Origin of the sequence: Steroidobacter sp. (genome assembly GCF_036406195.1) — a bacterium.
Taxonomy (GTDB): domain Bacteria; phylum Pseudomonadota; class Gammaproteobacteria; order Steroidobacterales; family Steroidobacteraceae; genus Steroidobacter.
This window is the reverse complement of record NZ_DASWVW010000033.1, coordinates 183,244-206,364: the sequence shown is the minus strand read 5'-3', so window position 1 is coordinate 206,364 and position 23,121 is coordinate 183,244. Positions and strand designations below refer to the sequence as shown.

General features: G+C 62.4%; 14 protein-coding genes. 8 read left to right on the top strand and 6 right to left on the bottom strand.

The features are described from left to right. The first annotated feature begins 40 nt into the window (after positions 1-40). A complete protein-coding gene (locus tag VGE08_RS15920; RefSeq protein WP_331068896.1) occupies positions 41-2,221 on the top strand; it encodes an Atxe2 family lasso peptide isopeptidase in 2,181 nt (726 codons plus the stop codon). Here the strand turns inward: VGE08_RS15920 and VGE08_RS15915 are convergent. Beyond that, positions 2,194-4,125, bottom strand: coding sequence for an asparagine synthase-related protein (locus VGE08_RS15915; RefSeq protein ID WP_331068895.1), 1,932 nt, complete (start codon positions 4,123-4,125; stop codon positions 2,194-2,196). The two genes, VGE08_RS15920 and VGE08_RS15915, sit on opposite strands and share 28 nt — an antisense overlap. A 34-nt stretch (positions 4,126-4,159) precedes the next feature. Beyond that, positions 4,160-4,942, bottom strand: coding sequence for a lasso peptide biosynthesis B2 protein (locus tag VGE08_RS15910; protein WP_331068894.1), 783 nt, complete (start codon positions 4,940-4,942; stop codon positions 4,160-4,162). Between the two features lie 531 nt (positions 4,943-5,473). Here VGE08_RS15910 and VGE08_RS15905 point away from each other — a divergent pair. The 3 genes from VGE08_RS15905 to VGE08_RS15895 all read left to right on the top strand — a co-directional run bounded on the left by VGE08_RS15905 (position 5,474) and on the right by VGE08_RS15895 (position 8,897). Beyond that, positions 5,474-6,814, top strand: coding sequence for an IucA/IucC family protein (locus VGE08_RS15905; RefSeq protein WP_331068893.1), 1,341 nt, complete (start codon positions 5,474-5,476; stop codon positions 6,812-6,814). A gap of 347 nt (positions 6,815-7,161) precedes the next feature. Continuing rightward, positions 7,162-7,647 carry an ECF-type sigma factor gene (locus VGE08_RS15900; RefSeq protein ID WP_331068892.1) on the top strand — a complete coding sequence of 162 codons (486 nt, stop codon included), beginning with the start codon at positions 7,162-7,164 and terminating at the stop codon, positions 7,645-7,647. A gap of 131 nt (positions 7,648-7,778) precedes the next feature. Then, positions 7,779-8,897 carry a metallophosphoesterase gene (locus VGE08_RS15895; RefSeq protein WP_331068891.1) on the top strand — a complete coding sequence of 373 codons (1,119 nt, stop codon included), beginning with the start codon at positions 7,779-7,781 and terminating at the stop codon, positions 8,895-8,897. A 75-nt stretch (positions 8,898-8,972) separates the two neighbouring features. On the opposite strand, the gene nagA is transcribed toward VGE08_RS15895, so the two are convergent. Genes nagA through VGE08_RS15880 form a run of 3 tightly spaced genes read right to left on the bottom strand, consistent with a single transcriptional unit; the run spans position 8,973 to position 11,877 of the window. Next, positions 8,973-10,112, bottom strand: a complete 1,140-nt coding sequence (nagA, locus tag VGE08_RS15890; protein ID WP_331068890.1) for an N-acetylglucosamine-6-phosphate deacetylase — start codon at positions 10,110-10,112, stop codon at positions 8,973-8,975. Then, a complete protein-coding gene (locus tag VGE08_RS15885; RefSeq protein WP_331068889.1) occupies positions 10,112-11,137 on the bottom strand; it encodes an SIS domain-containing protein in 1,026 nt (341 codons plus the stop codon). The genes nagA and VGE08_RS15885 overlap by 1 nt, the downstream gene beginning before the upstream one ends. After that, the gene (locus VGE08_RS15880) at positions 11,134-11,877 is read right to left on the bottom strand and encodes a GntR family transcriptional regulator (RefSeq protein WP_331068888.1); all 744 of its coding nucleotides are present in this window, start codon (positions 11,875-11,877) and stop codon (positions 11,134-11,136) included. Before VGE08_RS15880 ends, VGE08_RS15885 begins: the two co-directional genes overlap by 4 nt. Positions 11,878-12,123: 246 nt before the next feature. Between VGE08_RS15880 and VGE08_RS15875 the strand changes: the two genes are divergently transcribed. Continuing rightward, the gene (locus VGE08_RS15875; RefSeq protein ID WP_331068887.1) at positions 12,124-14,796 is read left to right on the top strand and encodes a TonB-dependent receptor; all 2,673 of its coding nucleotides are present in this window, start codon (positions 12,124-12,126) and stop codon (positions 14,794-14,796) included. A gap of 107 nt (positions 14,797-14,903) precedes the next feature. Here the strand turns inward: VGE08_RS15875 and VGE08_RS15870 are convergent, their stop codons facing one another. Then, positions 14,904-16,532, bottom strand: a complete 1,629-nt coding sequence (locus VGE08_RS15870) for a tetratricopeptide repeat-containing sulfotransferase family protein (protein ID WP_331068886.1) — start codon at positions 16,530-16,532, stop codon at positions 14,904-14,906. Between VGE08_RS15870 and VGE08_RS15865 the strand changes: the two genes are divergently transcribed. Genes VGE08_RS15865 through nagE form a run of 3 tightly spaced genes read left to right on the top strand, consistent with a single transcriptional unit; the run spans position 16,531 to position 23,075 of the window. Continuing rightward, complete coding sequence (locus VGE08_RS15865; RefSeq protein WP_331068885.1) at positions 16,531-18,720, top strand: family 20 glycosylhydrolase; 2,190 nt, start codon at positions 16,531-16,533, stop codon at positions 18,718-18,720. The genes VGE08_RS15870 and VGE08_RS15865 overlap by 2 nt on opposite strands. 10 nt (positions 18,721-18,730) lie before the next feature. Further along, positions 18,731-21,289 carry a phosphoenolpyruvate--protein phosphotransferase gene (gene ptsP, locus VGE08_RS15860; RefSeq protein ID WP_331068884.1) on the top strand — a complete coding sequence of 853 codons (2,559 nt, stop codon included), beginning with the start codon at positions 18,731-18,733 and terminating at the stop codon, positions 21,287-21,289. Between the two features lie 28 nt (positions 21,290-21,317). Continuing rightward, positions 21,318-23,075: an N-acetylglucosamine-specific PTS transporter subunit IIBC gene (gene nagE / locus VGE08_RS15855; RefSeq protein ID WP_331068883.1), complete on the top strand. Its 1,758-nt coding sequence runs from the start codon at positions 21,318-21,320 to the stop codon at positions 23,073-23,075. The last annotated feature ends 46 nt before the right edge of the window (positions 23,076-23,121 follow it).

The window sequence follows — 23,121 nt, the reverse complement described above, 5'->3', positions numbered from 1 at the left end:
CGGCCGTGACGTTCGCGTCACGGCCGGTTGGTTGGCTGCCATGTCGCTGTCGCTCCAGGCCGTCGCAACGACGGCCTGGAGCTCCAGTCATGATTCCGGTGCGGTCACTGCGCTGACCATCCCGCATGTCGAAGCTGGCGCGAAGCGCCTCATCACGACGGATGACCTCATAGCGCTGCGCGACATCGATTCCTTCAGCCTGTCGCCCGACGGCAAAAGATTCGCGGTGCTGATACGCCAGGCGGATCCAGTCGCGAACGACTATCGCACCGGCTGGTTCATCGGCTCCACCGACGACGGTTCGTTGACGTTCGCGGGCGATGGCGGCGAGGCGCGACTGTCGAGACTGCTGACGGGCAGGCGTGGCGGCGACGTCGTCGGTTCCGCCAGCCGCTGGTCGGCGGATGGTCAATGGATTGCTTATACCGTGCAGCGTGATGGCGAAGTCCAGCTTTGGCGCAGCCGAGTCGACGGGAAGATTCAGGAGCAGCTCACTCGCAACGCGGCTGATGTGCGCGATTTCGTCTGGAGCGAAGACGGCCGCACTGTGTTCTTTACCGTGGGCAGCACTCGCGAGTCGCAGCGCGCCCGCGATGAAAAAGGTCGTCGCGATGGCTTCCGGATGGATGAGTTTCAGTGGTTTGACGAGGTCATTCATAAGGCGACGCCCGCGTACCCTCCCGAGACCGACTTGACCGTCTGGGCCGTAGCCAGCAATGGTCGCGACGAACGCATGGCCAATGCCGAGGAAAAGAAACAATTCGAGGAAGGTCGGCGGCGCGGTTATTCCTGGGGGCGCGACTATTCACAAACGGTGAAGGTGGAGGAAATTGGCGGCGCGGCTGCTCCGCCGATTGTCGGCAAGAACGGCTTTCGGGCCTGGCTGGCCCGCGTCGATCCGTCGGAGCGCGGTCTGCTGCCGAGGCTGCGTTTGACGGCGTCGTTGCGCCCGGATGGCTCACAGCCGATTGCGTGTACGGCTGATGAATGCACCGCGCAGATCTTTTCCAAAGTCTGGTGGAGCGAGGACGGCAAGCAGGTCATTTTCTGGCGCGAAGAGGGCATCAATCTCAGCGATCAGGGGATCTATTCATGGACGCCCGGCAGCGGCGCGGTGAAACCGCTGAAGCGCGTCTCGGGCGATCGCTTCAAGGAGTGCGAGCTGCTGGGGCAGCGCCTGATCTGCGTGCATGAAACGCGCACGCAACCGGCTCACATCGCCAGCATCGATACCCGCTCCGGACGCACGTCGGTCCTGGCCGATTTCAATCCCGAGCTCAAGAACCTGCGCCTGCCCAAGGTCGAGCGCTTCGAGTGGGATGCGCCGCCGGACACCCTGGAGCTGGGCTATTCCAAGCGAGCTTACGGCTACATTGTGTATCCGCCGGACTTCGATCCGAAGAAAAAATACCCTGTCGTGATCGCTCCCTATGCAGCGCAGGGTTTCATCCGCGGCGACGTCGGCGACGAACAGCCGCTCATGGTTCTGGCGGCCAGCGGCTTCGTCGTTCTCGACACGGCATTCCTCTATCCCATGGGCAGCATGGGCACCGATGATGACGTCACGATGTACCAGAAGAGGTATTCCGCCGAGCACGGCTTTCCCCACATGACCATGCTTCTGGGATCGACGATGGGCGGCCTGGACGCGGCCGTGGCGCGCGGCTGGGTCGATGAGAAGCGTGTGGGCATGGGAGGATTGAGCCAGGGAGCGATGACCTCCTTGTACGCACTGCAGAAGCTCGATCGTTTGTCCGCGGTCTCGGTCAGCGGCCCCAGCTGGTCGCAGCTCGAGGTGTATCTCGAAATGAACGGCGCAGCGCAGGAGTGGCTACGCACGCCGAAGCGGCCTGAAGCCGCCGAGTATTGGGCGCAGATCGATCTGGCCGACCATATCGATCAGGTCGAGGCCCCGATCCTGATGCACCTGGCCGACCGGGAATCGGTCGGCGCATTGCGGCTGCATTACCGTCTGCGCGATGCGCAGAAGCCTGTCGACGCCTTCATTTTTCCGGACGAGTATCATCAGAAGTGGCAGCCCGCGCACCGCTATGCCATCTACAACCGCAATCTCGACTGGTATCGGTTCTGGTTGCAGGACTACGAGGATCCGAGCCCGGCCAAGGCCGATCAATATCGGCGGTGGCGAGCCCTGCGCGAGTTGCAGTGTCGCAATCCGCGTTCGCTTCGCGACTACTGCGCTGACATCGATAAGGAGTGAGGCACGGCGGTGCTCTGCGCCGCGCCCGACCATTTTTGTAACCAGGCCTCCGCCGCCAGATAGCACAGCAGAATAGGGGCCGGCACCACGAGCGCAGGCTCGGGCGCGGCGAGGCAGGCATCGAGCCGCGCACGATCCAGGTAGCCTTGTTCTACCAGCAGGCCGTCGAGCAGCCGCTCGCGAAACAAGCTTCTATGGCGCTTGATGATCTGCTGGTAGAACGAGTTGCCCGACCCCTTGACCTGGCGTTTGCGGATCTCGGCGGGCAACACGTCCGCGAACGCGCGCCGTGCCAATCCGCGGCTGATGCCACCGACGAGTACGGTGCTGGTCGGAATCCTCAACATCGTCTCCCAGACCGGCAGGGAGTTCAGCGGATCGATGTGGTCAGCGTACCTGCCGCTGTCGAAAACGTAGTCGTACCAGGCCGACCAGGTCAGGCCTTTGATGTGATCCTTCTTGCCGGGCGGCAGCGCGGCGCGTGAGATTCGCCTGGCGAGCTCGCTTTCGAAATCCTGACTGCTCAGGCCCGCGCTCAGCTCGGCGCTGACCAGTGTCGGCAGACTGAGAATGGCCATGGGAGTGACATACGGACGCCGCAGCAGGCCGTGACGAACGGTCTTGCCCAACACGGACCATAGCGACTCCTTGCTGAGCCGCGTGGTCGCGAGGATCTGCTCCCACAGGCCGCGCCCCAAGCCATGCAGATACGCCTGGTCCAGGGCGGGCAGGGGTTGGATCGTGGCCTGGAACACCGAGTCGCCCGCCTGCCCCGAAAAGAAGGCCTGGGTACCGCGGCTGCTGATCAGATCGAGCTGGATGTCCTCCAGTTCCATCACCGTGAAGTACATGTTGGGGTTGACCGTCGGCGCGGTATCCCAAAGCCGCGTCAGGTCCATGGCGAGCTCCCGCTGCCGCTGGATCAGCTCGGTGCGCCATCGTTCGGCGACCATTCGCGCGAAGTATCTTTCGTCTCCACCGCCGACGATCGCACGAATCCTCTCCGCGGTCTTGCGGTCGGTGCCTGGAATCACCACCTGCTCCTGGCCCGATTCCATGTCGATACAAACATTCAAATAGCTGACCCTCGCCGGCGAGGGAACCTGCGCCAGGCAGCCGGCGACGATGGAAGAGTCGAGTCCGCCGGAAAGCCGCAGTGTGATGTCGTCGTAGCAGGAAGCCCATGCGTTGATGGTGTCCTGTACAGTCGTACGCAGCGTGCTGGTCGCGGCATCCAGTTGATCGAGATCCGCTGCGCTGGCGATCTCGACCGGATCCCACAGCACCGAGCGCGTCATGCGCCCATGGGAGAATGTGAGGCGATCTGCGCTCGGCAGCGGTGTCACGCCCTCGATGCCGGTCGCTTCGCGAGTGAGACCGCTGAACAGCAGCCAGCGAACGAGATACTGACGATCGATGCTGTAGCGAAGCGGCAGCAGGCGAACGCAGTCCTCGATGTGAGAAAAGAAGATGTCGACGCCTTTGAAGCGCGTGTAGTAGCCGGGCATGCTGCCGAGCGGATCGCGGAACACGTGGTGGCTGGCGCTGTTCGCATCATGCAGTACGGCGAAGTAGGTGCCCCAGTAGTGATCGACCAGATACTTGCCGCCGCTATTGACGATCTCGCGTGCGCTTGCATCGTTGAAGTCGATCCGCGGCGTCGTCGTATAGTCGCCCTGACGCCGATCGAAGAGTCTTCCCAACACCACGCCGCCCCCGTTTGGTAACAGGTACGCCTCGGCCGAGCCGTGCCGCATGCCTGTGTGCATCACGAACATTCCGGATGCGTCGCGGGCGCTGACCCATCCGGCAGGTTTGCTGCCGGAGCTCAGGCCGAAGGATTGAAAGGTCCGCACGCTTTCGAGGTTGAGCGGATCCCAGAGCATGGCGAGATAGCGTTGCATGGCCGTGTCCTTGGCGGGTTACGCGTTGCTGACTTCAGATCGTCATGATGGGTGTGAAACCGGCTGCCGTTTCCACGTCTTCGTTGTAAATGAACTGCCCCTGTTGTACCCAGCAATGGGCGCCCCACGGTTCGAGCCGGACCGCGAACACCCAGGTGGGAAAGATCCGGTAGCGCGCGAGAAATTCGATCAGGGCCAACGAGTCGAACAGGCAGAGATAGTTGCGCGGGAACAAGCCTCTGAGCGTATGAAACACTGCCGTCAGATCACGGGCCGCGTCCATGTCGAACGAGCCTTCCGTGCCATGACGTGCTTTGCGCCGTTCCACGGCTTTCACTGTATGCTCGATCCGCTGCCAGCGAAGTCGTGCCGCGGCGGTAGTGCACGCGGCGATGAAGGAATAGAAATGCGAGATGCGCAGTCGTACTCGCGGCTCGGACTCCGGATCGATCAGGGGTTCCAGCGCGACTTCTGCCTGCGTTGGACGGATGCTCTTGCCATGGCTTGGATCGGTGACCAGCAGCCCGCCGGTGAGCAATTCCTGCAAGGCATCTGCGGCTTCCGGTCGTGCCTCGTCCAGTCGTCCGCTGGGCACGAGCGCCTTCAAGACCGCTGCGGTTGGCCCGTTGATCAGCGTGTAGTCGTCCTGCTTCAGGTCGAGAAATACGAGGTCATCGCCACGCCGGCAGAAGTGGACGTGCAGCGGAAGGAAATATTCGGCCATAGCAACCTGCGCGAGAGTGCCATCCTGAGCAAGCGGGGCGCACCGCTCATCCAGCAATGCGCCCCGCCCGGTCACGTTGTTGGCAAATGCCAACCGTGATTACACCGGGAGCAACGGCTGCGCGAGCTGTTCACCGGGAACCACACTCTTCACGCCCTTGGTCTCTTTGGAAACCTTACCCAGCTTGATCATGGTGCTACTCCTTTGCTTGTTCGCCACCCTAGGTGATGGCGCGGCGAGGATGCGTTTGGTTGCAAGCCGCCTACAAGGGCTGGCCGGAGCGTCATGACACGGATGAGGCGCAGCTACAGCTACTACGCATGCGTACAGCGCAACATGCATGCCCGCATATATCGTTGCGCTGCAGGAAAAAATGCATGACGACTCGCCGGGTTACGGAGTTAACGAGCATGAAACTCACGATACCGTCGCCGTTCATGCCCCGGTCTTCGCTACTGGCAGCAATGACTTGCCCTGCACGAATGTGCGCGGGTGACAGTCTTTGATTGTTTGCATTCGCAAGGAATGCCCTGGGCATGCGACGTGGATTTACTCACGGAAGCGGTGTGTGCTACCAAGTAGCCTCTGTGACAGTGCTCGCTATCGCCGTGAAAGGAGTCTACGGTGGCTGCAAATCTTCTCTCGGATCAGGACGTTATCGGGCAGTTGCCGCCCTGGTTGCAGCACTGGCTGGAGCTGGAGCGCTTCCACCTGCACCGGGCGGACAGGTATCAGGACCGCTCGCGCGATCCCGGTTTCGAGGTCCGCTACCTGCCTCAGCATGCGGCTGCGTTCAGGTTACCGTGCTTCTGGGTACCGCGAAGATCGCTTCAGGTGTACGGCCGTCAGACGGCGGCGGGTGAGCTTGATTTCTTTGCAGGCAGTGGCGCAGACGAGCGCGTGCTGATCCCGATACATCCATCCGCGATCGATCACTACCGCACGTTCCTGGCAGACGCCGGTGCCGAGGATGCAGCGAAGCGAGGACAGTGCATCTGGGCCTTGCCCACTTCGAGCACCAGGACACTGCTCGTGTGGCAGGACCAGGCGCCGCAGACCGCCGTGTTCGTCAAGACTTCGCTGCATTCGCCCTTGTTCGGTGACCGCCGCCTGCTGGCGAAATCAGTGGGCCGCAGCGTGGGTTTGTCCGGGTTGGTGCAAGGCGAACGGGAGGAATTGCCCGACGCGCTGAGCTGTCTGCGGGAGCCGGTTGGTTTCGCGCCGCGCTCGTCACCCGAGCTCGGCGGCGCCGTGATTCGCTCGATTCCGCCGCACATCAAACAAGGGCACATCCGCGTCGCGCCGCTGTTTTCGCTGTTGGGCGGTGACGGCGATCGAGTGCCGCTGCTGCTGACCCTGCTGGAGCGCAGCGGTATGCAACCGCTGCAATGGTTGGAACAAGTGCTGTGTGCTCCGTTCGCTAGGCTGTGGGCGGAATTGTCGTTGGGTCGCGGCTTGATCCTGGAGGCGCATGGCCAGGATCTGCTGCTGCAGCTGACTCCGGACCTGGCAGCGGTCCGCGGTTTTCTTTACAGAGATTTCGAAGGGCTGCAGGTGGATTGGGAGTTGCGCCGACAACGCGGCTGGCCAACACCCGCGAACATGCCGCACGACTGGTCGTGGCGTGAAACCTACGACAGCTGGAATTATCCCTTGAGCGATCTCGTCTGGTACAAGTGGTGGATCAGCCTGTTCAATTATCTGCGGCTGGTGTTGTTCGAAGTCGAAACGTCGCTGCGAGAATGGCACGACGGCGGCCTGGTGCGCGGGCCCAAGTGCGGCGAAGGCGAGCTGACGATGCTTTTCTCGCGCCACCTGTTCGCGGCTATCGAGCGGCAGTTCAACCAGTCCCCGGGTGCGCCGTATGACGTGCTTGGCTCGTTGAATCGTTTCCTCATCCAGCTGAAGCAGCTCAGGAGAGCGTCGATGCAGGGCCCGCCAGGTGGGGCCATCGACCGCGGGTGATCGCCGCCCGGCGAGCGCGCGACTTCCCGAAGCAGCCGGACTCATTCTTTATACATAGCTCTGACTTTATACATGCTCTTATAGATAGCTCCCGGTCCAGGCCCAGCCTGGACGACTCAGCCATCGCACCGTCTGGAAGATTGCAACGTTTGAGCTTCCGCAGAGGGCGGAGTGCTACCCGTCAGCAATCGCCCGGGGTCAGTGCATTGCGGCATTCACCAGGGGTTTGGGATGAGGTTTTTTCCACGCTGGCACGTCTGAATAATAGGTCACCGCGCGGCCGTCATACTGCCCGCAGGCCAGGGCTCTCATTCTGGAACGACGATGAAATAGACAAGGTCCGGCGAATGAGCACGGTACAAGCCAGTCAGCATCCCCGTGTTTCCATGTCCAGCCTGGCCGGCCGAGCTCTCGCGAGTCTTCCCATTCCGTCGCGGGAAGATTTGTGCCGTCAGGCGACCGCCGGTGCTTCGCGCGCCGCGCTGGAAGCGCTGTTCGAGAAACGTTTCGGAGAGCAGCCGGACGTCGAGCGCACGCGCTTCTTGTTTTTCGCGGCGCCGATGCTGCGCCGCTTGGTGATTCGTGCCGCGGATCCAAAGGAAGTGGTGGCGGGCACGGAGATCAGTTTTGCCGACGTGAAATCCTGGCTGGACTGGCTGGACTCCATGGACCCGCTGTGCGCTCGAATGATCGATTTACGGTATTTCGGGGGGCTGACCGTCAAGGAAACCGCGAAGCTGCTCGATCTGCCGCCGGCCGCGATCCTGCGGGAGCTGCGTTTCGCGCGGTCGTGGCTGCGTCTGAAGATCATCGAAGAACCGGCGACCTCATGATTGTCTGGTAACTGGCGCTTTTTGTCGGGCGCTGGCATTCGACCGCTTGTAATCGACCGTGTCGGACGGCATGTAGGGTGCCCTACACCCTTCCGCGGGAGCGGGGTCATTTGCGACGCGGTTTTCTCATCATGCTGGCCATCCTTGGCCTGCTGCATGCATATATCGGCTTGCGGCTGCTGCCGGCGTTGTCTGTCGGAGTAGCCGGCCAGATCGTGGGTGCGCTGCTGCTCGCCGGCTCCTGGGTGTTGATTCCATCGGGCATCGGGGCACGATCGAGGCGGCGGCGCTCGGCGGGAGCGGACGGGTTGCAGTGGTCCGCGCTGATCGCGATGGGATTGTTCTCTTCGCTGTTCGTATTCACCCTGTTGCGTGATGTTTCATTGCTCATCGCCATGCTGTTTACACCAGCTGCGATGGCCAGCCATGTGCAGCAGGCTACGGCGTGGATCGTGGTGGGCGCCGCCGGGTTTGCGACCCTGGTGGGATATATCAATGCTCGACGAGTTGCACGTGTGGTGCACGTCGATGTTCCGATCGCCAATCTACCGGCGGCGCTTAACGGTTTTGCTATCGCGCAGATCAGCGATGTGCACGTAGGCCCGACGATCCGACGCAACTACGTCGAAGGCATCGTCGCCGCGGTGAATCGACTGGAAGCCGATGCGATTGCCATCACGGGCGATCTGGTCGATGGCAGCGTGCGTGAACTGGCGTCGCAAGTCGAGCCCTTGTCTCAGCTGCGAGCGAAGCACGGGACGTTCTTCGTAACCGGCAATCACGAGTACTACTCTGGCGAGCGCGCGTGGACGAACGAGCTGCGTCGCCTGGGAATGCGCGTGTTAGTGAATGAGCACGTCGTAGTTGCTCACGGCGCAGCGAAGCTGGTGATCGCTGGCGTGACTGACTACAGTGCGCATCACTTCGATCCGGTCAATCGGAGCGATCCCGCCGCCGCGTTGGCCGACGCGCCTGATGATGCGGGAGCGAAGATATTGCTGGCGCATCAGCCGCGCTCGGCGCCGGCCGCGGCGGCCGCGGGGTTCGATCTGCAGTTGTCCGGCCACACGCATGGTGGCCAGTTCTGGCCTTGGAATTTTTTCGTGCGCTTCCAGCAGCCATTCACCGCCGGACTGGACCGTCTTGGCTCGCTGTGGATCTATACCAGTCGCGGCACGGGTTATTGGGGGCCGCCGAAACGTTTCGGCGCGCCATCGGAGATCACGTGCATCAGATTGGTCGGCGGTTAGCGGTTAGCGGTTAGCGGCTGGTTCGGAAGAGAAGCGATTCCGCGTCCTTTCTCGCTAACCACTAACCACCAACCGCTAACCGCTAACTCCGCCGATCCAGGTTTCCAGCACGTTGATGCCTTCATCCACCAGCACCAGGTCGGCGCGATAGCCGGGCTCGATGCGGCCGAGCTCGCACTCCAGGCCCAGGAAAGTGGCAGGGTAGAGGCTGGCCATGCGTGACGCCTGGACCAGGTCCACTTCGAGCATCTCGAGGGAATTGCGGACCGCCGTCGCCATGTCGATGTCCGAACCCGCCAGGCGTCCATTTTCATCGACCAGCGTATTGTCGTAGGCCACCGAGATCGGCCGGCCCTGGAGACGAAATGTCTTGTTCGGTGCGCCCACCGTTGGCATCGCGTCGGTGACGAGCATGAAACGATCGCGCCGCTTGCTGCGCATTGCAATCCTGAGCACGACAGGATCGACGTGATGACCGTCGACGATCACGCCGCACCAACTGTCCTCGTCATCGAGCGCCGCCCCGACCGCACCCGGCTCGCGGCCAGTGAGTGGTGACATCGCGTTGAACAGATGCGTGAAGCCGGTCAGCCCATGATCGAGCGCCGTGCGAATTTCGGCATATGTGCCATTGGTATGGCCCGCGGAAACGATGACGCCCGCATCTTTGAGCTTGCGAATGATCTGCGGCGTGGTGCGCTCCGGCGCGAGGGTGACGAGCGTCTTGCCGCCTTTCAACGAAGTGAGCAAACCCAGTGCATCTTCGTTCAGCCAGCGCAGCTTGGTCTCGTCGTGCACGCCCTTGCGCGCTTCGTTCAAGAACGGGCCTTCGATGTGAATGCCGAGCACCCCTGGCACGCCGCTTTCGATGGCGTCCTGAGTGGCCTTTACCGCGCGCGATACGACATCCAGATCGTCGCTGATCAATGTGGGCAGAAAGCCTGTGGTGCCGAAGCGTCGATGGGCGCGGCCGATTTCACGAATCGACGCGACGCTGGGATCGTCGTTGAACAGCACACCACCACCGCCATTCACCTGCACGTCGATGAAGCCCGGCAACAACGTCTGGCCGCGCAGGTCGTGCGTGATATCGGCGCTCCACGGCGAGGTCTTCGATACGACTTGCTGGATATGCGTGCCTTTGATGAGCACCACCTGGTCTTCGGCCCATCCCGAGTCTCGCAGCACGCGGCCGTTGACGAGCGCCAGTGTCATCACAGCGTCTCGGTCACTTTGTTGAGATGCGGCGGGCGATCGGGATCCAATCCGCGCGCAGGTGCGAGCGCTGCGATCATCCGATAAAAACTCTGCACCATGAGCAGCGGCTCGACTACGGGATGCGACTCAAGCGCCGGCAGATTGATGGCATTCGTGACGGTTGGGCCGGCGATGAGAACATCTGCGCCGCGCGCCACGAAATCGGCGGCGAGTTTCTCGATCCCGCCGCGGCTTTCGTCATTCTGCGAAAAGATCAGCACGGGGAAGCCGCGGCCCACCAGTGCCATCGGGCCATGCTTTACTTCCGCCGCACTGAATGCTTCCGCGTGCAGGCCGCAGGTTTCCTTGAACTTCAGCGCTGCTTCTTGCGCGATGCCCAGCCCGAAGCCACGGCCCAGTACGAACAAGTTGTTTGCCCGCTGCAGCAGCGGCACCACTGCGTTCCAGTCCAGATTCCAAGCCTGTTGCAGCTGATCCGGCGCGCGCATCAACGAATCGATCAACGTTTGATCGGAGGTCCAGCACGCCACCAGGTGCACGATGGCGCTCAGCGATGCGATGTAGGATTTGGTTGCCGCCACGCTGGTCTCGGGCCCGGCGTTCAATGCGATCGTGTGATGTGCCAGCGCCGCAAGCGGTGAATCGGGCGAATTGCACAACGCGATGACGCACGCGCCGTTGCGCTTCGCGTTCTCGGCGGAGGCGAGCAGATCGGGGCTCTTGCCGGATTGCGAGATCACCAGGAAGAGCACGCCGCGCATGTCCGTCTGAGCGTTGTACAGCGAGCTCATCGACGGCGAGAACGAGGTTGTCAGCAGTTTGGTGTGCGATTCGATCAGGTACTTCGCGAATGTGGCAGCGTGGTCGGAGCTGCCGCGCGCGCAAGTCACAACTGCGCGGGGACTCATCTCTCGCAACAGCGTGCCGATGTGGCGAACGCTGGCCGCGTTGTTTTCCAGCTGGCCGCGCACTACGCTGGGCGCTTGTGCGGCTTCGCTGAACATGCGGCTGTCCGGGCTCATGAGGATGCGCTGAGCTCGGCGACGAAGTCATAGATGTCGCCGCGATAGTACGATTGGGAAAACTCGACGGCACGGCCATCCTTGAGAAAGCCGACGCGCTCTACCAGCAGGCCCGCGTCTTTCTCCTGTGCTTTCAACAACTGGGCCTGCTCCGCGGTGAGCAACACTGCGCGTAATCGCTGAAGCGCGCGCACCGGGCGATTGCCGGTGCGTTCCAAAGCTTCGTACAGCGATGTTTCCACCGATTCCACCGATGGCAAGCAATCGGCGAGCACGGTCGCGTACTCCAGCGCCATCGGCGCGTCGTCCGCGTAACGAATTCGGCTGAAACGATAAACGGGCGTGCCGGGGCTGGAGCGCAGCGTAAGTGACTCACCCGGAGTCACGGTGCCTGCCGCTCGATCGAGCCACACGCTGCGTGGCTTGCGCCCTCGCGCGCGCATGTCTTCGGAGAACGAGGTGAGCTTGGCGAAATTCTTTTCGACGCGATTGGTTACGAACGTGCCCGAGCCTTGCTTGCGGATCAGCAGTCCTTCCTCGACCAGTCCGTCGATGGCCTTGCGCACCGTGATGCGCGAGACGTTGAGCTCTTCGGCGAGATCGCGCTCGGGCGGTAGCGCGTCGTCGGCGCCCAGGACGCGATTTTCGATGGCCAGCCGCAGCTTGCGCTGCAGTTGCTGGTACAGCGGCAGGGTGCTGGCTTCATCGAGTGGCTGCAGATGCTCGGCTAGCGGGCTCAAACCCCTCTCCTCGGTAAGGGAACGGCACGTCGTGGTGCAGTGACGAAGCAAAAGATGCCATTTGAGCATGACCAATGCAATACCAATAGGCTATCGATAGCTGACTTCTGGTCATCTAACTGTCTGTCATGCCAATAAAAACTCGCCTGAAAAAGAAATGGTATTGGCGGGGCTTGGCATTTTGGGGGTACTGGTACTATATTGGACCCATATTGGTCTGATCAGCAAAACAAAGGGGTAGGGAGCATGAGCAAGCGAAGCACGACTCTGATCGGCGCGGCCGTCGCCCTGGCACTGTTGAAGCAGACGGCGCCTGTGCAGGCCCAATCCACCGGCTCCAGCGAAATCGAGGAGGTGGTCGTCACTGGCATCCGAGCCAGCTTGCGAGAGTCGATGGAGACCAAACGCGAAGCGGTCGGCGTCGTCGACGCTCTCACCGCCGAAGACGTCGGCAAATTCCCAGACAAGAACCTGGCGGAAGCTCTGCAACGCGTCCCCGGCATCGTGATCAACCGCGAATTCGGCGAAGGCGAACGCATCAACCTGCGCGGCACCGGTTCGAATCTGACGCGCACTCTGCTCAACGGCCATGCCCTGGCGACCGCCGACTGGTTCATTCTCGATCAGCTCAACAGCACGCGCAGCTTCAACTATCTCATGCTGCCGGCCGAAGTCATCGGCAAGGTCACCGTGGCCAAATCGCCGCAGGCGGACTTCGAGGAGGGCGGCATTGGCGGAACGATCGATGTGGCCACTCGCAATCCGCTCGACATGAAGCCCATGTCGACCTACCTCTCGGCGCAAGGCGCGTACACCGAGCTGGCGGACGAGTTCGACCCGCAAGTCTCCGGGCTCTTCAGCTGGCGCAACGATGACAGCACGCTCGGCGTGATGGTGTCGGCTTTGTATCAGGAGCGAAACATCCGGCGCGATGGCGTCGAAGTGCTCGGTTACGAGAATGTCCAGGTGGCCGGCGACACCGTGTTGTTTCCGTCGATGATCGGGTCGGCGCTGTTCAAGCAGGAGCGCATCCGTTCGGGCGGCAACTTCGGTGTGCAGTTCCGGCCCAGCGAGGCGATCGATATCAACGTCACCGGTCTGTACTCGCGCTTCGAAGCCGACAACTCCAATCAGAACTTCATCGCCTGGGGCACGCGCGCACTGAGTGGCGCGGCTGGCGTTCCGGGTTGTCCGCCGGGCGGTACGCTCACGAACCCTGTGATCCAGGATGGCACCGTCGTGGCCGGCCGCGTTTCCTCTTCGATTGGCGGCACTTGCGATTTCGGTGCCGTGTACGACGCGATCAAACGCTTCGCCACCGCCGAGACCCGCAACATCGACTTCGACATGAACTTCCGGCCGAACGACTCGCTGACGCTGCACATGAAGGTCGGTTACACCGATGCCGAGGGCAATACCGATGCGCAGCCATTCGTCGAATTCGGCGCGCCGGGCGTGTTCGAATACGACCTGCGCGGCAAGGCGCCCCGCTTCAGCTTCGTGCCCAACGCCGATGGCGAGGTGGTCGACCCGAACGATCCGGACGATGTCAGCCTGATCTTCAGCTCGCTGCACCAGATCCTGAACGACGATGAAGAAACCTACGTCTATGCCGATGCGCTCCAGGAAGTGGAGTGGGGTCCGGTGAGGTCGGTCAAGGTCGGCGCCAAGCACACCGACCACCAGCGCGACCTGGTGTTCAATGCCACCACGTATGGCGGCTTCCACGTGCCGCTGAATGGTTTGTCCGGAGATGTGTTCGCCGGCGGCTCGACGCCGGGCGATTTCCTCGATGGCGTGGGCGGCGGCCTGTTCGATCGTTATTGGTCGCCGGACTTCAACACGGTCGAGGATCGGCTGTTCGCCAATTTGCGCAATACGCAGCGCTTCTTCTATCCGGCGCAGAGCTTCGCGGTCGGCGAGAAGGCCTGGGCCGGTTATGTGATGGCGAACATGGAAGGCGACAAGTGGCGCGGCAACGTGGGTGTGCGCTATGTCCGCACGGAGCAAACATCCGAAGGCGCGCAGCTTCGCGAGGATGGTGCGATCGCCAATCCGTTCGGCCGTTACAACGCGCTCAAGATCGAGCGCACCTATGACGATGTGTTGCCGAGCTTGAACGTCGCCTTCGACCTCACCAATGAGCTGGTGCTGCGCTTTGCGGCCGCCAAGGTCATGGCACGGCCGGATTTCACCGACGTTGCCCCGCGCTCGTCGCTGAACATCGGCGCGTTGACTGGCAGCTCCGGCAATCCGGATCTCGATCCGTATCGCGCCAACCAGGCCGACATTTCGCTGGAATGGTACCGCGACAACGATTCCATCATCGCCGCTGCGGTGTACTACAAGGACATCAAGTCGTTCATCACCGACCGGCCGGTGACCCAGCTGGTCACGATCCAGACCGGGACACCGTCGGCGGCCTGTACGCCGACCGGGCAGACGGATCTGTACAACTGTCCGTTCACCATCAATCAGCGTTCCAACGGCGGGGGCGGCAAGATCCAGGGCCTGGAGCTGTCGGTGACGCAACCCATCTGGGGCAACTTCGGCATCAACGCCAACTACACCTACTCGGATGCGGAAGCCGACAGTGGCGACCCGATTCCGGGCAACTCGGAAGATACGTTCAATCTGGCGGCCTACTACGAGAACCAGAGAATGAGCGCGCGCCTGTCGTATACGTACCGCTCGGAGTTCTTCGTGACGTTCGATCGCTCGACCCAGCTGAACCAGAAGGCGCTCGAATCGGTCGACGCTTCGTTGGTGGTCAACGTGCTGGACAACGTCGCGCTGACCCTCGATGCCATCAATCTCACCGAGGAGGAGATCGAGCAGTACGCCACCATCGAAACGCGGCCGCGCGCGATCTATGACAACGGTCGCGTCTTCTATGCGGGTGTGCGGTTGAAGTTCTAGCGGGAGGCGGCGTCCGGGCGGGCTGCAACCCCGCCCGGATGCGGTTGGCGGTTGGCGGATAGTGGTTGGTGAAGAATGATTTCTGCTCTCTTACGAACCGCCAACCGCTAACCGCCAACCGCCGAGTACCCTCTGGCCTGCAGCAGCGGCTGCAACTGCGGAACGAACGGTGCCAGCTGCCGCGCGTAATTGCGGTGGCGTCCGACCGAGCGGTCGTTCAGCCGCTCGGTGACCTGCGCATAGCTTGGCGTCGGCGCATAGCGCCGGTTCTGGTGAAAGTTCAAGGTCGCGCTCTCGAACGGCAGTTCCAGGAACTCCAGCAGCCGGGCCGTTTCGCCCTGCTGGTCGGCGATGAAACTCTCATAACTCAGGACCCATTCCAGATTCGAATCCCCCGTCGGCTGCTCGCGAGCGTAGTGCGCGTCCAGATCGGCCACGGCCAGCAGGTGATGCACGATGTCCTCGATTCGATAGCCGCAGTTGAAACCATGGGTCATGTTATGCGACAGCATGGAGACGCAGACATCCAGCGGATGGCGTATCACACGCACGAGCCTGGCGCGTGGGAAGGCCATGCGCAGCAGCGGCAGCCAGATCTCGTTGAAGGGCATCTTGTCGGTGAAGAAAAGTTTGCCGGGCGCGGTGAGCCCATACTGCTCGGCGCGCGCGAAGTAATAGTCACGAAAGATGGTCGCTGCCCAGCGCCGGTCGGCGGCGCACACCCGCGCCAGATTGTCGGGAAACGATTCGGGGCCGGCGAACTGGTTCAACGAGAACTGTCTCAGCTCGCCGAGAAACGGCAGCTCTCCGCCGGCGCGCACGGCCGAATGACTGGCCAACACCTGTTCGATCAGCGTTGTGCCCGAGCGCGGGAAGCCGACGATGAACACGGGTTGCGGCACGTCCGAACGCACCGAGGCGCTCGGCAATTCGCGAAACGTGCTAGCGACGAAAAAGCGTTTCAGCTTCGCGAAGAATGTTTCTACGCCCTCGGCGTTGTAGGTCAGGCCACCGGTCTCGGCGGCCAGCCGTTGTTTGCCCAGCACCAGATCGTTCCAGGCTTCATCGTAACGGCCCAGCCGATCCAGCAGCCGGCCGCGTTCGAGGCGCGCATCGCCACTGAGCCTGGCGGCGCCGTCGAGCAGCGCCAACGCTTCGTGCGGTTTGCCGAGTCGCGACAAATGATTGGCTCGCAGCAAGTTGATGTCGCTGCCCGGCGATGCCGCGGCCGCTCTTTCCAGCAGTTCCCACGCGCGCGGCATGTCGTTGGTGACTTCACAAAGTTTGGACCAATGCGCCAGCGTCTTGAGGTTGCCCGGATCGAGCGCATCGGCACGCGCAAAGCACGGCTCTGCTTCATCCGTGCGGCCTTGTTTCATCAGGTTCAGCGCCAGGTTGGCCAGGAACATCGGTTGTTCGCCGCCGACCTCGATCGCCCGGCGGAAATGCCACTCGCCCGAGGGCAGATCGTTCTGCTCGGACAGCAGCGTGCCGAACAGATTGTGAGCTTGGGCGTTCAGAGGATTGACGTGCAGGGCCGTGCGCGCCAGCGTATTCGCATCGCCCATGCGGCCCATGGTCACCAGCAGCTCGATGAGCTCGTTGTAGGCCCAGTCGGTGCGCGGCTCGCGGGTGAGTACCGACTTGAGAGTTTCTGCCGCGGCGCGCAGATTGCCGTCACGCCGCAGCGCTTCAAATTTGGACCATGATGGATGCGAGGCAGCGGAGGAATTCATGATCGGTGAGCTCGAGCCGCGGGAGTATCGACAGTCGCAGCATACTGCGCTCGCTGCGTTCAGCAAGCGCAGCGGATTGATGTCCGTCGCCGCCGTCGCGCTGACGCTGTTGATGCTTTCAGGCTGCGGCCACTCAGAGCAGCTGTCCTCCGCTCGGATCGATACGCCTGTGAACGTCATACCGGCGCCCGGCAGTGTCGAGCGTGGCGAGGGTAGGTTCATGGTCACGGACGGCACTCAGCTGGCTTTTGGCGACGGCGCCGAGGGCAAGCGCATTGCTGAATATGTCAGCGACCTGGTTCGACGCACCTATGGTGTCGGCCTTGGCTCTTCCGGCAACACTGGCAACGGCGTCATCCAGTTCGAGCTGGCCGCAGGTACGAGTGTCACTGGCCCGGAAGGCTATTCGCTGGTTGCTACACCGGAGCGGATCGTCGTCTCCGCCCATGATGCGCGCGGTCTTTTCTATGGCGCGGTCACCCTGTGGCAGCTCATGAGTCAAGGCGAAGGCGGCCTGCAAGTTCCGGCCGTCACAATCAAGGATTCGCCGCGCTTTGATTGGCGAGGTTTGATGCTCGATTCGGCTCGTTACTATCAGCCGCCGGAGTTCATTCGCAAGCTCATTGATTTAATGGCGCTGCATAAGCTGAATGTGCTGCATTGGCACCTCACCGACGACCAGGCCTGGCGCATCGAGATCAAGAAATATCCGCGACTCACCGAAGTGGGCGCATGGCGTGTTGCGGCAGGGCCAGCCGCCGCCGCGGACATCGATCCGGCCACCGGCAAGCCGCGCCTGTACGGCGGTTACTATTCTCAAGACGAAGTGCGCGAGATCGTGGCGTACGCTGCTTCCCGCAATATCACCATCGTCCCGGAAATCGACATGCCGGGTCATGCGAGTGCCGCCATCGCTGCTTATCCACGGCTCGCGGCGTCGTCCAAGCCCTCGCCGCAGGTGCCGGCCGATTGGGGCATCTATTCCAGCCTGTTCAATGTCGAAGAGTCGACGCTGACATTCCTGGAGGACGTGCTCGACGAAGTCGTGTCGCTGTTTCCGGGGGCGTACATTCACATTGGCGGCGACGAGGCCGTCAAGGACGAATGGAAAGCTTCGCCGCGTGTGCAGGCTCGCATGCGAGAGCTTGGCGTCAAGGATGAACACGAGTTGCAAAGTTACATCGTCCAGCGCATGGAGAAGTTTCTCAGTAGCAAGGGCCGCCGGTTGATCGGCTGGGACGAAATTCTCGAAGGCGGACTGGCACCGAATGCCACAGTGATGTCGTGGCGTGGCATCGATGGCGCGGTGGCCGCGGCGTCGGCGGGACACGACGCGGTGCTTTCGCCGCACCCGACGTTGTACTTCGACCATCGTCCGTACGACGTGCCGCGTCCGCCGGGCCGCGGTCGCGTCATTACGATAGAGGAAGTGTATGCATTCGATCCCGCGCCCGCGGCGCTGAGCGAGGAGCAGCGCAAGCACATTCTCGGCGTGCAGGCGAACATCTGGACCGAGCACATTCGCACGCCTGATCGGGTCGAATTCATGGCCTTTCCACGCGCTGCCGCGATTGCGGAGGTCGCGTGGTCGCCGGTCAAGGATTGGGACGGATTCTCGGCGCGGCTGCCGGCACTGTTGGATCGCTACAAGGCCCTCGGCGTGCGCTTCGCGCAGCCGGCGCCATCACGGCCGCTCGATCCATTCCGACGCACGAGTCACGAGCTGTCCTTGTGTAGTGACAAAATTCCGTTGTCGCTGGAGGACGATGCGCCTGTCGATTCGCAAGGCGGCGAGCGTGCCGTTTTCCTGGTCGACATCATGCAACCCTGCTGGCTGTTCAAGGCGGCGGATCTTTCCAAAGTGACGTCGCTGGTTGCGTCGGTTGGGCAGGTACCCTTCAACTTTCAGATCGGCGACGCCGTAACAGCCATCGAGCTGCAGGCGCCCGCCACCGCGGTGGGCGAGTTGGAAGTGCGACTCGATGATTGCAATGGCGAGCGAGTCGCCGTGTTGCCGCTGGCGCCGGCCGTGGGCAACTTTGCCGTCACCAAGCTGCCGGTTGCGAAGATCGCCCCCCGCGAAGGCAGGCACGATCTGTGTTTCACGTTTACTCGCAAGAGCGTGGACCCGATCTGGGTCATCGATTCGGTTCAATTACAAACGAGCTCGGCAGGGGAGGCGGAATGAGGGGCTGGGCATGCTGAGGTTGCATTCTCCCTTGCGGGGCTGGTGCGCGCGGCTGGACGAAACGCCGGACGAGGTGTTCGCGCAGCGGTTGTTGGGCGACGGCGTCGCCATCGATCCTACCGGCGACACGCTATACGCGCCCTGCGATGGCGAGATCGTTTCGGTAGCGACTTCCCGGCACGCGGTCGCTCTTCGTGCCGAGAATGGCGCGGAGATTCTGCTGCACGTCGGCATCGATACCGTAGCGCTGGGCGGGCAGGGATTTCAGGCACTCGTCCAGGCGGGCGAGCGCGTCAAGCGCGGACAGCCGCTGTTGAAGTTTGATCTGGACGTATTGGCGCGCGGCGCGAAGAGTCTGATTACGCCGATATTGATCACCAATGGCGACCAGTTCTCGGTGGCCGAAGCCTGCGTTGGAATGAGCGTGGAGGTTGGTGACGCGCTTTTGAATGTGGTGAGTGCGGCGAGCCAGGCCGACTCGGCGTCCGGAGCCGCCGGTCAGGAAGAAACATTGAGTTTCGCCGTGCCGCTGGAGCATGGCATCCATGCGCGCCCGGCGGCGCTCATCGCCAACTTTGCCAAAGCACAGAATCATGAGATCACGGTGTCTTCGCACGGCCGCCAGGCGAATGCCCGCAGTGCAGTGTCGCTGATGTCACTTGGCGTGAAGCACGGCGACGAGGTCGCTCTGGTCGCCAGCGGCGCTGGTGCTCGCGCGGTGCTCGAACAACTGAAGGCACTGGTGCTCGGCATTCACGAGGCGCCCCATGCTCCGGACGCCGTTCAAGCAGCCGCGCCGAGTGTTTCAAGTGCTCCGAAGGGTGGCGCTGCGCATGCGAGCGACCGAAGCGATACGGTTGATGCGACGGCCGTAACCAATCGCCTGCGAGGTGTCATCGCTAGTCGCGGCCTGGCCGTTGGACGAGCGGTCACATTGAAGGACGCGGAGATCGCGGTCGTCGAAGCAGGCCGCGGCATTGCGCATGAAAGCGCTGAGTTCGAACGCGCACGTGACGAAGTTCGAGTGCGGCTGAACCAACTCGCGCAGCATTCGCAAGGCGCCGCCAAGGAAGTCATCACCGCCCATCTCGAGTTCATCGATGACTGGGAACTGGTGGCTTGCGCGCGCCGTGCGATATCACGCGGCAAGAGCGCCGCTTTCGCATGGCGACGAGCCGTGCGCGATAGTGCAGACACTCTTCGTGCGCTCGGCGACCCTCGCATGTCCGAGCGCGTTGACGATTTGATCGATCTGGAGTCGCAGGTGCTGCTTGCCTTGAGTGGCGAAGCACCCGTCACTATCCCGAGCCTGCCGGAACGGTCCATCCTGGTGGCCGAGGATCTGAAGCCATCGCAACTGGTCTCGTTGGATGCCACCAAGCTCGCGGGCATTTGCCTGGCCGCGGGCGGACCGACTTCGCACGTCGCAATTCTCGCTGCCGCAATGGGCGTGCCGGCGTTGGTTGCACTGGGCCCGGCGGTGAACGCAATCGCAGACGGCGCCTGGCTCGTGCTCGACGCCGAGCAAGGCACGTTGAGCATCTCGCCCGACCAGATTGCATTGGCCGCGGCGGAGCAAACATTGGCACAGCGTCGCCAGCGTCAACAAAGCGAACGCGCCGCCGCTCACGTGGATTGCCGTACCGCCGACGGTCAGCGTATCGAAGTGTTCGCCAATCTGGCGTCCATCGCCGAAGCGCAGGTCGCCGTCACGCACGGCGCCGAAGGCTGTGGCCTGTTGCGGACCGAGTTCCTGTTCCTGGATCGCGATTCGCCACCCAGCGAAGACGAGCAGTTGCATCAGTACCAGAGCATCGCGGGTGCGCTCGATGGCCGGCCCCTGGTCGTCCGCACATTGGATATTGGAGGCGACAAACCCATTCCTTATCTGCCGTTGCCAGCCGAAGAGAATCCGGCCCTGGGCCTGCGCGGGGTACGCACGAGTTTGTGGCGGCCGGACCTGCTTCGCGTCCAACTGCGTGCCATTCTCAGAGTGCAGCCGACGGATCAGTGTCGGGTGCTGTTGCCCATGATTGCCGACCCCGCCGAAATTCGCGCGGTTCGCCGCATGCTCGATGAAGTGCGTCGTGAGTTGAGTCTCAGCACGCAGGTGCAAGTGGGCGCGATGATCGAAACGCCGTCTTCCGCTGTGATCGCGGCGCGCATTGTGCGTGAGGTGGATTTTCTTTCTATAGGCACTAACGACCTGACTCAGTACACGCTCGCAATGGATCGCGGCCATGCGGAGTTGGCCCATCGGATCGATGGCCTGCATCCCGCGGTGTTGCATCTGATCTCAATGACGGTCAACGCGGCGGACGAGCACGATAAGCTGGTCGCGGTGTGCGGCGGCCTCGCATCCGAGCCCGCTGCCGTAGCTATCCTCATCGGTCTCGGCGTGCGAGAGCTCTCGGTCGTGCCAACATTGGTGCCTCAGCTGAAGAGTCTGATTCGCACGCTCACGCTCGAGTCCTGCCAATCGCTCGCACAACGCGCGCTGGCAATGGATACAGCCGAAGCAGTGCGCGCCCTGGCCAATGAAGCCATGACGCCGGCGGCGCTTGCGTGATGACAACAGTGACATTGCAGGGGATCTCATGAAAAACATGATCGCCGGCTTGCAGTCGGTCGGCCGCGCACTGATGTTGCCGATAGCGGTGCTGCCCGTCGCCGCCTTGTTGTTGCGTCTGGGCCAGCAAGACCTGCTCGATATTCCCGCCATCGCCGCGGCCGGTGATGCCATCTTTTCCAATCTTGGCCTGTTGTTCGCTATTGGTGTGGCAGTTGGACTCGCGCGCGAGAATCACGGCGCTGCCGGACTCGCCAGCGTGGTCGGATACCTGGTGACGACCAAGGGTGCCGAAGTGTTGATTGCCGTGCCGCCCGAAGTAACTGCAGAGCTGGTGGGGCAGGCGCGTGACATGGCCATCGCCGCATTTCGCGAACGGGAGCTGGCCAAGTTGAGCGTCCCGGCCGGATTGATTTCCGGCTTGATCGCTGGCTGGTTTTACAACCGCTATAGCGATATTCGCTTGCCCGCCTATCTGGCCTTCTTCGGCGGCCGCCGTTTCGTGCCCATCGCCAGCGGCACCGCGGGTATCGTGCTGGCGGTGGCATTCGGGTTCGGCTGGCCAGTCCTCGAACAGGGCATGGATGCCGCCAGCGACGCAGTGTTGGCGTCGGACTCCATCGGCTTGTTCGCCTACGGCGTATTGAATCGCGTGCTGATCGTCACCGGCCTGCATCACATCCTCAACAATGTCGCGTGGTTCCTGCTCGGCGACTTCCAGGGCGTGACCGGCGACCTGAAACGTTTCTTCGCCGGCGATCCCACTGCTGGCGCCTTCATGTCCGGATTCTTCCCCGTCATGATGTTCGGCCTGCCGGCCGCCTGTCTCGCCATGTATCAAGCCGCACCTCCGGCCCGTCGCAAGGCCGTCGGCGGCATGCTGTTCTCGATGGCGCTGACTTCATTTCTCACCGGCGTCACTGAACCCATCGAGTTCTCGTTCATGTTCCTGGCGCCGGCGCTCTATGCCATCCACGCCGTGCTCACCGGCGTTGCCATGGCCACGATGAACCTGCTGAACGTGCGCCTCGGCTTCGGTTTCTCGGCCGGCTTGTTCGACTACGTGCTGAACTTTTCCAAAGCCACGCAGCCACTCTGGCTCATACCTTTCGGCTTGGTTTACTTCGCGCTGTACTACGGGCTGTTCCGATACTTCATCGCCCGCCTCAACCTCGCGACACCGGGACGTGAAATCGAGGACGTGCAGCGAACCGCTGATGCGGAAACGCAGGATGATGCAGTTCAAGGGTGGATTCGTGGGTTGGGTGGCGCCCAGAATCTGGTCGCCGTCGATGCCTGCACCACGCGTTTGCGATTGACGATCGCCGACCAGGAGAAAGTGAGCGAACCGGCGCTCAAATCGCTCGGTGCTCGCGGGTTCGTACGGCCGTCACAGGAAACATTGCAGGTCGTTGTGGGACCGATCGCTGACCAGCTCGCCTCGTCGATCCGCGCTGGGTTGAGATTGCCTGCAGCGGGCGGGACTGTTCAGCCGGCCGTGTCTGCACCGGCCGTGTCTACGAGGGTAGAGAAGGCAACGGAGGCGTCGCCCGTGTCGGTTGCTCAGCTGCTGCGGTCATTGGGAGGCTTCAAGAACATTCGAGACATGCGCGCTGCCGCGAGCAGATTGTGCTTTACGTTGCATGATGATGCGGCTGTGTCCGGTGATGTGGAGAAGTTGGTGGGTGTGCGAGGGGTGGCGAGACCCGCGGCGCATAGTCTGCACATCATCGTGGGCCCAGCGGCCTCCACAGTACTCACTGAGCTTGCCCGCTCCCGTGCCTGACGCGGCAGAGCAACCTGCATTGACCTGCGCGACCGACCCCTCGATC

Coding starts and splice junctions, on each gene's coding strand:
- VGE08_RS15920 (WP_331068896.1), top strand. CDS start 41: ATGTCGCTGTCGCTCCAGGCCGTCGCAACGACGGCCTGGAGCTCCAGT.
- VGE08_RS15915 (WP_331068895.1), bottom strand. CDS start 4,125: ATGCAACGCTATCTCGCCATGCTCTGGGATCCGCTCAACCTCGAAAGC.
- VGE08_RS15900 (WP_331068892.1), top strand. CDS start 7,162: ATGAGCACGGTACAAGCCAGTCAGCATCCCCGTGTTTCCATGTCCAGC.
- VGE08_RS15895 (WP_331068891.1), top strand. CDS start 7,779: ATGCTGGCCATCCTTGGCCTGCTGCATGCATATATCGGCTTGCGGCTG.
- nagA (WP_331068890.1), bottom strand. CDS start 10,112: ATGACACTGGCGCTCGTCAACGGCCGCGTGCTGCGAGACTCGGGATGG.
- VGE08_RS15885 (WP_331068889.1), bottom strand. CDS start 11,137: ATGAGCCCGGACAGCCGCATGTTCAGCGAAGCCGCACAAGCGCCCAGC.
- VGE08_RS15875 (WP_331068887.1), top strand. CDS start 12,124: ATGAGCAAGCGAAGCACGACTCTGATCGGCGCGGCCGTCGCCCTGGCA.
- VGE08_RS15865 (WP_331068885.1), top strand. CDS start 16,531: ATGATCGGTGAGCTCGAGCCGCGGGAGTATCGACAGTCGCAGCATACT.
- VGE08_RS15870 (WP_331068886.1), bottom strand. CDS start 16,532: ATGAATTCCTCCGCTGCCTCGCATCCATCATGGTCCAAATTTGAAGCG.
- ptsP (WP_331068884.1), top strand. CDS start 18,731: ATGCTGAGGTTGCATTCTCCCTTGCGGGGCTGGTGCGCGCGGCTGGAC.
- nagE (WP_331068883.1), top strand. CDS start 21,318: ATGAAAAACATGATCGCCGGCTTGCAGTCGGTCGGCCGCGCACTGATG.